At 35.4% G+C, this 12643-nt stretch carries 14 protein-coding genes and 1 riboswitch; of the genes, 12 read left to right on the top strand and 2 right to left on the bottom strand.

Annotated features, from left to right (window positions below; translation table 11 throughout):
* The first annotated feature begins 47 nt into the window (after positions 1 to 47).
* From rnr to DKL56_RS01875, 4 genes are all read left to right on the top strand, one after another.
* A complete protein-coding gene (rnr, locus tag DKL56_RS01860; protein ID WP_109715189.1) occupies positions 48 to 2378 on the top strand; it encodes a ribonuclease R in 2331 nt (776 codons plus the stop codon).
* Positions 2379 to 2387: 9 nt separating this feature from the next.
* Positions 2388 to 2846: an SsrA-binding protein SmpB gene (smpB, locus tag DKL56_RS01865; protein WP_074425706.1), complete on the top strand. Its 459-nt coding sequence runs from the start codon at positions 2388 to 2390 to the stop codon at positions 2844 to 2846.
* 386 nt (positions 2847 to 3232) lie between these two features.
* Complete coding sequence (locus DKL56_RS01870; RefSeq protein ID WP_109715190.1) at positions 3233 to 3889, top strand: nitroreductase; 657 nt, start codon at positions 3233 to 3235, stop codon at positions 3887 to 3889.
* Positions 3890 to 3966: 77 nt separating this feature from the next.
* Positions 3967 to 5304 (top strand): hemolysin family protein, encoded by a 1338-nt coding sequence (locus tag DKL56_RS01875; protein WP_109715191.1) that lies wholly within the window; start codon positions 3967 to 3969, stop codon positions 5302 to 5304.
* Positions 5305 to 5357: 53 nt separating this feature from the next.
* Here DKL56_RS01875 and hpt read toward each other — a convergent pair whose 3' ends face one another.
* A complete protein-coding gene (gene hpt / locus DKL56_RS01880; protein WP_109715192.1) occupies positions 5358 to 5924 on the bottom strand; it encodes a hypoxanthine phosphoribosyltransferase in 567 nt (188 codons plus the stop codon).
* Between the two features lie 245 nt (positions 5925 to 6169).
* On the opposite strand from hpt, the gene DKL56_RS01885 reads away from it, so the two are divergent.
* The 4 genes from DKL56_RS01885 to DKL56_RS01900 all read left to right on the top strand — a co-directional run bounded on the left by DKL56_RS01885 (position 6170) and on the right by DKL56_RS01900 (position 9431).
* A complete protein-coding gene (locus tag DKL56_RS01885; RefSeq protein ID WP_046306244.1) occupies positions 6170 to 7252 on the top strand; it encodes a M42 family metallopeptidase in 1083 nt (360 codons plus the stop codon).
* 59 nt (positions 7253 to 7311) lie between these two features.
* Positions 7312 to 7402: riboswitch (TPP riboswitch) on the top strand.
* 45 nt (positions 7403 to 7447) lie between these two features.
* Positions 7448 to 8026, top strand: coding sequence for an ECF transporter S component (locus DKL56_RS01890; protein ID WP_109715193.1), 579 nt, complete (start codon positions 7448 to 7450; stop codon positions 8024 to 8026).
* Positions 8027 to 8153: 127 nt separating this feature from the next.
* Complete coding sequence (locus DKL56_RS01895) at positions 8154 to 8900, top strand: tyrosine-protein phosphatase (protein WP_109715194.1); 747 nt, start codon at positions 8154 to 8156, stop codon at positions 8898 to 8900.
* 42 nt (positions 8901 to 8942) lie between these two features.
* The gene (locus tag DKL56_RS01900; protein WP_109715195.1) at positions 8943 to 9431 is read left to right on the top strand and encodes a cupin domain-containing protein; all 489 of its coding nucleotides are present in this window, start codon (positions 8943 to 8945) and stop codon (positions 9429 to 9431) included.
* Between the two features lie 42 nt (positions 9432 to 9473).
* Here the strand turns inward: DKL56_RS01900 and udk are convergent, their stop codons facing one another.
* Positions 9474 to 10115, bottom strand: coding sequence for a uridine kinase (udk, locus tag DKL56_RS01905; RefSeq protein WP_109715196.1), 642 nt, complete (start codon positions 10113 to 10115; stop codon positions 9474 to 9476).
* Between the two features lie 280 nt (positions 10116 to 10395).
* Here udk and DKL56_RS01910 point away from each other — a divergent pair, with 280 nt between their 5' ends.
* From DKL56_RS01910 to DKL56_RS01925, 4 genes are all read left to right on the top strand, one after another.
* Positions 10396 to 10866 carry a hypothetical protein gene (locus DKL56_RS01910; RefSeq protein ID WP_046306252.1) on the top strand — a complete coding sequence of 157 codons (471 nt, stop codon included), beginning with the start codon at positions 10396 to 10398 and terminating at the stop codon, positions 10864 to 10866.
* 2 nt (positions 10867 to 10868) lie between these two features.
* Positions 10869 to 11597: a GntR family transcriptional regulator gene (locus DKL56_RS01915; RefSeq protein ID WP_109715197.1), complete on the top strand. Its 729-nt coding sequence runs from the start codon at positions 10869 to 10871 to the stop codon at positions 11595 to 11597.
* A 121-nt stretch (positions 11598 to 11718) separates the two neighbouring features.
* Complete coding sequence (locus DKL56_RS01920; RefSeq protein WP_162542492.1) at positions 11719 to 12144, top strand: PTS sugar transporter subunit IIA; 426 nt, start codon at positions 11719 to 11721, stop codon at positions 12142 to 12144.
* Between the two features lie 21 nt (positions 12145 to 12165).
* Positions 12166 to 12639, top strand: coding sequence for a PTS sugar transporter subunit IIB (locus tag DKL56_RS01925; protein WP_046306256.1), 474 nt, complete (start codon positions 12166 to 12168; stop codon positions 12637 to 12639).
* Positions 12640 to 12643 lie beyond the last annotated feature (4 nt).

Raw genomic sequence — 12643 nt, forward strand, 5'->3', positions numbered from 1 at the left:
TGGGAGGATTTTTTTTATCTTTTTATCAAAGAATGGAGCTTAAGTGAATGGCACAGAACGAAAAAATTCTCGCTAATGTTTTAGAGATCTTTCGCCGCAACCCTAAAAAACAATATCAAGTAGAACAGATTGATCGAATGCTTAAACGAGACCGTTTAGGTGACTTTTCTGATATCGTCAAGGCTCTGTCATTTCTTGAGCAGGAAAAGAAGCTTATCACGGATGGTAATGGACATTATCAACTGGCTCAAGAAAATACAATAGTTGACGGAACTTTTAAGTCTAATAGCAAGGGCTTCGGCTTTGTTAGAGTTGAAGACGAAGAAACTGACGATATTTTTGTTGCCAAAGATTATACTGCATACGCAGTTGATGGCGATCAGGTCCGCGTGAAAATTACCGCTGGTGGCAATCCTTGGAATGGAAAAGGTCCAGAAGGACAAGTTCAGGAAATTATTGAACGTAATTTAACGTCACTAGTTGGTGAATTCCACCCAATGACGGATGAGCAAGTCAAGACAAGTCACTTTATCGGTTACGTAGTAAGTACAAACAAAAAGTTAGCAAATTACCGTGTTTACATTGGTGAAAACGGGCTTAAACCGCAAAAAGGTGATATGGTCAAGGTTTCAATTAGCAATTATCCTGACCAAGATAATCCTGATTCAATGACTGGTGTGGTAATTCAGATCATTGGTAATAAGAGTTTGCCTGGCGTTGACATAATGGCAATTGTGTCAGCTCATGATGTTAAAACCGAATGGAATGAAGATGCACTAGAGCAGTCAAACAATATTCCTGATCACGTTACACCAGAGGATATTGCTAATCGCGAAGATATTCGTGATCAACCAACTGTTACTATCGATGGGGACGATTCTAAGGACTTTGACGATGCTGTTGTTTTATGGCAACTGCCAAACGGAAATTATCATTTGGGTGTTCATATTGCTGATGTTGCGCATTATGTTAAAGAGAATACCCCACTGGATAAAGAAGCATATACACGTGGTAATAGTACTTACCTAGTTGATCGCGTGATTCCGATGTTGCCGTTTCGACTTTCAAATGGTATTTGCTCATTAAATGAAGGTGTTGATCGTCTAGTGCTTTCGTGTGAGATGGAATTAACCCCTGAAGGTGATCGAGTTAGCTATGATATTCATCCGTCAGTTATGCGCTCACATGGCCGTTTGACGTATAATAATGTTAACAAGGTGTTAGACTCTGACAATAATGATGAATTGGAAGAAAAGTACGTTAAGTTAGCGCCAATGTTAAAAGAAATGGCTGAATTGCATAACGCACTCTATAAAAAGCGTCATCAACGTGGTGCAATTGACTTTGAAGAGCCAGAAGCAAAAATCATTGTAGACGATCAAGGCAAACCAACCGATATCGTCTTGCATGATCGTGGTACAGCAGAAAAAATGATTGAATCTTTCATGTTGCTTGCTAACGAGACAGTTGCTGAAGCCTTCTATAAAAAGCACGTACCATTTCTCTACCGTGTGCACGAAACTCCGGACGGCGAAAGAATTAAGAGTTTCTTCGAATTTTGTAGTGCATTCGGTCTGAATATTGCTGCAGATCCAAACCATGTTAAGCCATTAGATTTACAAAAGGTAGTATCAAAAACTACAGGCACTCCTGAAGAAGCCGTTGTGCAAATGATGATGTTGCGTAGCTTAAAGCAAGCTCATTACTCGGAAGAGCCACTGGGACACTTTGGTATTGCAGCTAAATTCTATACACACTTTACTTCTCCAATCAGAAGATATTCTGACTTAATGGTGCACAGAATGATTCATGCATACGCTGAAGAGGGAACTGATAAGGAAGTCAGAGACCACTTTACAAATTGTTTACCTGATGTTGCCGAACAAACTTCAACCCAGGAGCGTGTTTCAATTGATACTGAGCGCGAAACTAATGATCTGAAGATGACTGAGTATATGGCTGATCAAGTTGGCCAACATTTTGACGCAGTTGTTTCTTCTGTGACTAGCTTTGGGATGTTCATTCAATTACCTAACACAGTTGAAGGATTAATTCATATTTCTAACTTAACTGATGATTTTTACAGTTTTAATGAAAAGAATATGACATTAACTGGTCGTGGAACACATAAGCAGTATCATGTTGGGATGCCAATCAAGGTGACGCTAACTAATGCAAATGTTGAACAGCATCAGCTAGACTTTGAAATTTATGACCCTAACGCACCTAAAAAGGCACATCACGATCGGGATAACAACAATCGTCGTCGGGGAAGCCGCGGCTTTCACAATGACCACGGTCGCCGCAATAATGATAGAAATCGTAGCAATTTTCGGAAAAATGGTAATCATCCACATATAAGTAAATATAATCATTAGGACGGAAAATTGAAAAAAGAAAAGCAAGAAAATTTAATTGCGCAAAACAAAAAAGCGCATCATGACTATTTTGTTAAAGAGACGTTCGAAGCAGGTATTGCATTAACTGGTACAGAAATTAAGTCTGTTCGTGCCAGACGAATAAATCTTCGCGATGGTTATGTCCAAATTATTAATGGTTCTGCTTATCTAGAAAATGTTCACATCAGTGAATACAAAGAAGGGAATCGATATAATCATGAACCGCTGCGCAGAAGGCAATTACTTTTACACAAGAAAGAAATTGCACGCTTGGCTAAAGAACAAGCAGAGCGTGGTATTGCAATAATTCCCCTCAAAGTCTATCTTAAACATGGCTTTGCCAAGGTTCTTATTGGCGTGGGTCAGGGAAAGAAAAAGTATGACAAACGTGAGACTATCAAGAAGCGTGACCAGGAACGTGAATTACGTCGACAATACAAATTTTAGAAAAACAGTTTAATTGGTTAACCAGTTAAACTGTTTTTGTTAGGTATTTTATTACCTTAAATTGTTTCAGACATGTACTAAAAGTTTTGTTGTTTAGTATATTTTAATCAATCAGTCCTTATAATATTTGAATTCTGCTATCTTGTTACTTAATGATTTTAACGCTGTGTTTTATTAAACTTCTTTTGTATTAAACATTGAAATGTTTACTGATATTTATTATATTATTAATATAAAGATAAACTAGTGAGATGAAGCAATAATAGCCAAGGATAGCAATAAAGCTATTTTAACTGTACTTTTTTGCCTTGTTTTTAGTTTTGTTATTTAAACTAAAGGAATATGTGCTCTGCACAGAATAAAGTGTGTAAGGATTAAAAACTGTAATGGAATTTAACGATGTATATGACCGAGAACGAGTAACTCGCAAGTTTACAAACCGAAAAGTTAATGAAAAGCTACTTGCTAAAATTATTAAGAAAGCGCAGCAATCCCCTTCATTACTTAATTCGCAACCGTGGAAGGCATATGCTCTAACGGGTGAACCTCTTAAGTGTCTGAAAAAAGATGTTAAAAAGCAAATAGATGATGGAGCAGAACCTCATGAAGACTTTGCCCGAATGCTATCTCTTCAATGGGATGCATATCCTAGTCAGAGTATGGCTGTGGTTGGGGCATCACAGCCGTTTTTTTTTCATAATAAAATGGATTTATTCACAAAAGCGAATGATACAATGTTTAACGCTCAAGATGTTGTGTTTTTAACAATTCCAACAGCTTCTCCTGCATGGTCTGTATATGACCTTGGCATCTTTTCTCAAAGCATTATGCTTTTAGCAATTGATGAAGGCTTGGCAGTCATGCCAGCGCACTCAATGGTTTCATATCCTGAACTGGTTAGAAAATATGCACAAATTCCAGAAAATGAATTGGTCGGCATGGCTATTGGGTTAGGATATTCCGACAGAACCGCAGAAATAAATGATCCAAAGTTTATTCCAGATCGCTTACCATTTGAAAAGATTTATAAACTTGTAAAATAAACCTTCTTTTGCAAAAATAAAGTGCTATTAATGCTAAGATATATATCAAAGGATTTTTAAAAAAGGTGATATAAATTTTGAGTACAACCCAAATAATTACTAATTTAATAGCAACTTTAGTAATTTTTGTTTTTGCAGCTTTTTTTGTTGCTGCAGAATTTGCTTTAGTCCAAACGAGATCAAGTCAGCTTGAAGACATGTTGAGTAATAATGTTGGAAGCAAGCGTAAAGTTAAGCGTGCTTTGCATATGACTCACAACCTAAATGAATATCTATCAACAACGCAGGTGGGAACTACTCTTGTTGGTGTCGTTTTAGGTTGGTTTTCAGCTGACACGTTTGCGGCTTTATTTTTTAGATTATTTAATTTAACCCAACTAAATCATTCTCTTGTGCGCTCCATCAGTGCACTTTTAGGAGTGATTTTCTTGACGTATTTAGAAGTAGTGGTAACAGAAATTGTTCCCAAGAATATCGCAATTGATATGCCAGTAAAAATCTTACTAGCAATTTGTACACCACTTCAGCTTTTCCATACACTGGTTTATCCATTCGTATGGTTGCTTAATACCAGTTCTAATGGACTGTTAAAACTGCTTGGCTTTGATCAGGCTGATGAAGAAAATCAAGTTTATTCACAATCAGAAATTATTAAGCTTTCTCGTAAAGCCGTTCATGGTGGGGCGCTTGATAAGAATGATTTAACTTACATGCAACGTGCTTTTGAGTTAAATGATAAAGTCGCCAAAGACATTATGACTGACCGAACAAGGCTAGTTGTCATTAATTCGAAAGACACAATTAAGCAAGCGTTAAAAATGTATCTTGATGAAGGCTCTAGCCGAATTCCAGTCGTTCGTGATAATGATAAAGACGAAGTGGTTGGCTATATCTATGCCTTCGACGTGGTACAACAAAGTCAAATTGATGAAAATGTTCCAGTTACGCGGATTATTAGGACGATGATTACTGTTCCAGAATCAATGCCGATTCAAGACATTTTGCATTTGATGATCAAGAAGCACACACCAATTGTGCTGATTGTGGATGAGTACGGTGGAACTAGTGGAATTGTAACTGATAAAGATATTTATGAAGAATTATTTGGAACGGTTAAAGATGAAATTGACGATGTTTCAGATGATTACATTATCAAGGATAAGCATGATAATATTCATGTTTCCGGCAAAACCACGTTATATGATTTTGCGCGATATTTCCACAAGGACTTAGAGAGTTTCCAGAACAGTGACATCATCACCATAGGTGGATATATGATGGAACATTATCCTGACTTAAAGAAGAATGGAACTGTTGAATTAGAGAACTTTGAGTTTAAGCTTGAGAGTATTGAGCAAGGTTTCATGCGTTGGTTTGTAGTTAAGCAGTTAGATAAAAAGCAAAAACAAGAATAAAAAGAAAAGGACTTATCTCTTGAAGATAAGTCCTTTTAAAGTGCTAAAAATAATTATTTTTGAGCTAATTTGATAACCTCAGGCTTTAAAACGCCAATGTAGCTTAGGTTACGGTAAAAGCTCATAAAATCGAGACCATAACCAACTACAAACTCATTTCCAACCTTGGAACCATAGTATTCGACTTCAATATCATTTTTACGGTTAGCTTCTTTATTTAGTAGGACACAGCATCTTACGCTTTTAGCGCCACGCTTTTTGAGTAAGTCCTTCATAAATTGTAAAGTTAACCCTGTATCAACAATATCTTCAACGATTAAGACATCGCGATCTTTTACGTCAGTTGCTAAGTCGGAAACAATCTTAACATTGCCTGAAGACTCAAGACCATCGCCATAACTTGAAACATCCATGAAATCGATTTGTTCTTTTACGTCCATTTCACGAACTAGATCGGTTAAAAAGAAAATTGCACCTTTAAGTGCTCCAACAATTAATGGATTCTTTCCAGCATAGTCTTTAGTCAGTTGTTGACCTAGTCTTACACACATTTGATGAATATCATCTTCAGAAAATAATTTGTGATCAATAATATTATCAATATTGTCGTTTTTCGGCATTTATCTACCCTTCACTTAAATAAACTCAAAATTACTTGATAAAACCGATTATATCATTTTTCATATAAAAAAGTACTGGTAATTTAGACTTTTTCGCAGCTTAATACCTATTTTACGTACAAAAAGTTAAATCAAATAAAAAATAGTAAGATTATTATTAATGCTCTTTAATTTAATGGTTACGGGCTGGTAGTTTTTGCTACAATGTAAGAAGTAATTAGATCAAGCGAAAGGTAATTAAAAGTATGAAAAAAGATCAAGAAATTAAAATGCTTAAGGCTTTTTCAGATGCCAATTCAACTTCTGGCTTTGAAGAAGAGTTTGTAAAATTATTTACTGAAACTGTTAAAGACATTGCCGATGTTAAAGTGGATGGAATGTTGAACGTATATGCTTCAAAAAAGGAAAATCAACCAGATCGTCCAGTTATTCAGCTTGATGCACACTCAGATTCCGTTGGCTTTATCACTCAGGCTGTTCGACCAAATGGAATGATTAAATTTGTTCCACTTGGTGGTTGGGTAAAATATAATATTCCAGCTTTGCGGGTTAAAATTTTAAATCGTGCTGGCGAATATGTTCCTGGAGTTGTTGCCACTAAGCCACCTCACTTTATGACTGAAGAAGAACGTAATAATGTTCCCGATGTTGCTGATATGTCGATTGACGTTGGTTCAAGTTCACGTGAAGAAACGATTAATGACTATCAAATTGACACCGGTTGTCCAATCTTTGTCGATGTAAAATGCGAGTACAATGAAAAAACCGGTCTTTTCTTTGGTAAAGATTTTGACGATCGTTTTGGTGCTGCTGCAATGGCTGACGTACTTGACAATTTAAATGGCGAACAGGTTGACTTTAATGTGGTTGCTGCCTTATCCAGTCAAGAAGAGGTTGGCTTAAGGGGGGCATATGTTACTGCTAAAGCTGTTAAGCCTGACTTGGCAATCGTTCTTGAATCATGTCCCGCTGATGATACCTTTACTCCAGAATGGTTATCTCAAACTGGCTTAAAGCGTGGACCAATGCTTCGTGATATGGATACATCGTTTTTACCTAATCCTAAATTCCAACAGTATGCGTGCGATATAGCTGATAAAAACAATATTCCTTACACTCGCTCAGTTCGTACTGGTGGTGGGCAAGATGGTGCAGCAATTTACTACGAAAATGGTGCACCAACAATTGTTATTGGAATTCCTGTACGTTATGAGCACTCACCATATTGCTTTAGTGCATATCAGGACTTCAAGGCATCAGTTGATTTAACTGTTGCTATTATCCGTGATTTAACCAAAGAAAAATTAGCTAGTTTTAGTCAATTTTAAATTCAAGGTTGATATTAATCTTTTAAGCCAAGCATACTTGGCTATGTTATAATAGAAAAGAAAGTCACTAGGGGTGCTAATTTAGCTGAGAAATACCCTCTGAACCTGAACGGGATAATACCTGCGCTAGGGAAGTGTTGAAATAGATTTTTCATGTGCTCCTAATGACTGTTGAAGTTTGTTAGGAGTTTTTTTATGTTTACAAGATCTTCAAAGTGGAATGTTAAATCGATCATTCTACTTGCATTAATTGGAATTATTTTAGGGGTAATTTATACTTATGGGTTTAACTGGGCATTTAACCTAGTAAAAATGTTGTTATTACCAACAGGTTATGCACCAGTGACTGATGCAGTCTTTTCTGGCCTCTGGTTACTTGCAGGACCACTTGCAATGTACTTTGTACCTACAGCAGGCTCTGGCGTTGTTGGTGAAACTTTGGCTGCAATTGTGGAAATGGTGATTGGTGGTCAATGGGGCGCTACAACGGTCCTTTCTGGACTAATTCAAGGCGCTACTAATGAAATTGGCTTTTTCCCTAAAAAAGAAAGATATCAAAAGTTTTCTTGGCAAAGTGTTTTAACGGGTGCCTTTTTTGCAGGGCTAGGTAGTTTTATACCAACATACTTTTTATATGGCTGGAGTAAATTCAACGTTAAACTGCAAATTATTATGTTTGTGACAATGCTGCTATCGGCGCTGCTTTTTGATGGAGTATTGGTTAAACTGATTACGAACTTGTTTGATAGAGCACTAAAGCCTAAGATTGACTAATAAGTTTAAACGCTAATGATAATTAGCGTTTTTTAATGCCACAAAAGCCATAGACTAAATTGTGAAGAAAAATTATAATTATTATTTATATGAGTAAGTAGAGTGCAAGGATAATATAAGGAGAATTATGGCAGAGAATATCACAAATTGGCGTTCGTTAGGTGGCTATGTTGGTGCCGAAGGTAAAAAGGTTAAAGAGGGGATGCTTTTTCGTTGCGGTCAGTTATTTGATTTAACCGACGAGCAAAAAGATTTGGTTCAAAATCATTATCAACTTAAGAGACTTGTTGATTTACGTGGTGATGATGAACGAAAAGAATATCCGGACTGTGTTTGGCCAGATCTAGATTATGTGATTTTAGATGTTTTAAAAGATTCAGGTACAAATCAGGCAAGTGTAGATGAAATTGTTTCAGCTAACAGTCATGTGGAATCTGATATGCTCAAGACATACGAAGAGCTAGCCTTGTCAAATTCAGCACGTGAAGGTTACCATCAATTTCTGATGGACCTAATTAATGATCCTGTACCAGTTGCATTTCATTGTTTTGCTGGAAAAGACAGAACCGGTGTTGCAGCAGCATTAATTTTGAAGAGTTTGGATGTTAGCGAAGATCAAATTTTTGAAGATTACTTGAAAACAATTGAGGCTCGTAAAGAAGCAAACCAAGAAATTTTGGACTATTTAAAAGACAAAATGGATCCTAAGAATATCAAAGATGTTGCGATTGCCTTAACAGTTGAACGTCAGTATTTGGAACGTTACTTTGAAACTGTCCAAAAGAACTATGGCGACTTTGACCGCTACTTTGTGGAAGGTCTTGACTTGCCAGCTGATTTTAAGGAGCAGATGCAAAACATTTACTTAGTTTAGTTTTTTGCCTGTGATAAATAGTATTTGAAGAAAAGAGAAAAAATGAACCGCGAAGATTATATCAAGAATTTAAACCTTGAACCCCACCAAGAGGGTGGCTGGTTTCGCCAAATTTATACTAGTGACGAGCAGTTTTATGCTGAAGATAGTAAAGGTGATCGCTATTACTACACTTCAATTTATTTCTTACTAGATGTTACCAGTTGTTCTCATTTTCACCGTTTAAATCACGATGAACTGTGGTATTACCATGATGGGGAACCAATCACCATCCACTGTATTTCACCAGAAGGAGAGTATCAAGCTGTTAGACTAGGTAAGGATGTTACCAAGGGTGAAGTGATGCAATTTAAAGTACCTAAAGAAACGATTTTTGCTTCTGAAGTAACTAAACCTGACAGTTTTTGCTTAGTAAGTTGTGTTGTTTCACCGGGTTTTGATTATCATGACTTTGAAATGCTTAAGAAAAAAGACTTACTAACGCAATATCCAAAATATGCCGAAGTAATTGAACGTCTAGCAATTGACTAAATAAAAGACCAAGTTCGAATGAACTTGGTCTTTTTTAGATAGTTATTTAGTGTTTTGACTTAAGACAGAATGGACCTTGGTAGTCAACATATCAATTGCAACGTCATTTTCGCCACCCTCAGGGATGATGATATCAGCATACCGTTTTGTTGGTTCGATAAATTGGTGATACATTGGCTTAACAGTATCAAGGTATTGTTCAATCACCGAATCAATTGAACGACCACGTTCCTTAATATCGCGCTCTAAACGCCTAATAAAACGAATGTCGTCGTCAGTATCAACATATACTTTAATATCCATTAAGTCACGGATTTCTTTGCTAGCTAGTACAAGAATGCCTTCCAAAATGATAATGTCCACAGGTTCCGTATGGATTGTTTTCTTGCTTCTTGTATGTTCCTTAAAATCATAAACAGGCATCTCAATTGGTTGATGTTTTAGCAAACAACCGATTTGCTCTTCTAGAAGTGGAACGTCAAAAGCATCAGGATGATCATAATTAATGTTCTGTCTGATATCCATTGGGATTCCTGTGTTGTCTTTGTAGTAGGAATCTTGCGTCATAATCAAGACATGTTCATTTTCTTGCATTTGATCAACAATTTTATGGGCAATTGTTGTTTTTCCACTACCAGAACCACCAGTAATTCCAATCACAACAGGTTTTTCAAGTTTAGACATAGAGCTACTCCTTTTTTATCAATAAACATTTTACTTTACTTTTCCTTGAATTACCAATACTTAGGGGAAAAAGAAAGGTTCTACGTAAGTTTTTAAAATTTATTACAACTTAATAAGTCTAAAAAATAAAAGACTTGATAAATTGAACTAATCGTTTTTTGTGTTCAGGAAGAATAAAATAGTATTTGGTAGAAAATATGAATAATGGTAAACTTCAACCTAATAAAAGATTCAGTATTTTTATTACAGAGAAGGCGAAGTATGTGTGGAGGGCCTCTAAGTGAAAATAATTGATTTAAAAAAGTATTTAACACCATTTGAATTTCAAGTAGTTGATAAAGATATTAGGGTAAAAATATATTCGGACACTACAATTGAGGCTTCTGGATTTTATAATTCCATTTTTAAAGGAGAAACAGGATCATTAAGGAAAAGGCTTTTTACAATTATTGAAAATGGAAAAATAGTTTCTGTAATTACTTCAATAATCCCACAAAAGTTCATTAGCAATCCACGTATTGATGATATTGAAGAGGAAACAGACAAAATACAAAAAAGTACAGAAATTTATAATGATATTATGCTTACTTGGCCCAGTAATGACGAAGAAAAATTGTTTTTAAGCGATCAAACGCAAGAAAAGTTTCAAGTTATCTTACGAAAGGCTCTTTTTGTTAATGCGAATAATGACATAATTAGGTATGAGGAAGATGCGATGTTACCTGATGTTTTTTGTTTGCAAAAGGGGTAGCTATGAGTTCATTTTTATATCAAGAAGCCAAGAAAAAAATATTGGACATAATTGCCAGCGGCGAGTTTAAACCAAACTCTAAAATTTGGAATGAACGAGTTTTTGCCCAGAAATTAGGCTACACACGTTCAACTATAAAAAATGCAATTAATTCATTAGTTGAAGATAATATTTTAGAAAAAAGAAGGGGAGATGGAACGTATCTAGTGAATGAGAATGTAAATAACTCATTTGAAATAGGAGATGATTCCCCGAATTCATTTACACAGCTTGTTAAAATTAATCGACAAGAAGTGGTCAACAGAGTAGAGTCGTTTAAATTAATCTATGATAATAAAGATTTGGCTATTATTTTTGATAATAAATATAGCGACTTTTATGAACTAATTAGAACACGCATAGTAGGCAATACTGTTGTGGCTGTTCAGAAATCGTATATTCCTTTTAGTTTGTTTGAAGATGCACACCGATATGATTTCAGCAATATGTCTTTATATGATTATATGGACTTTAAGAATCATAAACCGACAAAATTTGAGACTAGAATTGAAGCTCGGTCAATTAGTGACAATCAGTTTGTAGAGGATACAATTAAGTTAGATAAATCTAAATACACCTATTTATTATTCTTGGAGTATCACGGTTTTTCAGATAAGAAAGAGATGGTTGAATACACAAAGTCATGGTATAACCCCGATTTTATTAGCTATAAAATAAAAGTAAAGAGATAAATTGGTCTTAAAATTGGTTGCAAAAAAGGAACTACTTTAGAAAGCGGTTCCTTTTTCTATTGCCTAAAATAATATTAAGTACTAAATTAAAGTTATGAAAAAAAGAAGGGAGGAAAGCCTTATGGAAATAGTATTAGCAAGCCATTCCACTTTAGCTCGTGGAATGTATGATACTGCTTCACTTATTATGGGAAAGTCAAAAAACCTTCACTACATAACTGCATATTTAGATGATAGTGTTAACTTTTGCGACCAATTGAAAGAAATAACTGCTAAGATTTCAAATCAAAAAATTGTTTTTGTTACTGATGTTCTGGGTGGTTCTGTTAATAATGAGCTTACTAAATTTGTTGCTGAAAAACCAAATTGGTTTCTTGTTTCTGGTATGAATTTGCCTTTTGTATTAGAACTGCTTAATTATTCAATTGCTTATCCAGATGACAATCTGGAAGAAATTAAAGGTAAGTTGGCTTCTTTAGTTGAAACAGGTAGAGAAGGATTGCAGCTAGTTGAATTAAACGAGCAAAATGAAGAAGAAGATTTTTAATTTGAAAGGGGATTATAAATTATGATTGCGATGACGAGGATTGATTATCGGTTATTACACGGACAGGTTGCTTTTGCATGGACCAATAACCTATCGGCTAATGCAGTTTTAATTGCAAATGATGAGGTTGCAGGAGATAGTTTTCGTAAAAAGACATTTCAATTGGCTAAACCAGAGAATGCTAAGTTGATATTTAAAACAATAGAGGATTCTGCTAAAGCAATTGCAAGTGGCGTAACTGATAAATATCGTGTTTTTATCGTGGTTGAAACCATCAATGACGCGTACCGTTTGGCTAAACTTGTTCCTGAAATAAAACTAATTGACTTAGGATTATCGAGTGAGAAAGAAGGTTCAACTAACATTGCAAAGTCAGTTTATGTAACAAAGAAGGACATTGAACAACTTACTGAACTTGAAAATGATGGAGTAAAGGTTCTTGTAAAACAGGCGCCAGGCGATCCTGATACAGAATTTTCTTCACTGATTAACTAGGAGG

It is taken from the genome of Lactobacillus apis, from assembly GCF_003150935.1.
GTDB lineage: Bacteria > Bacillota > Bacilli > Lactobacillales > Lactobacillaceae > Lactobacillus > Lactobacillus apis.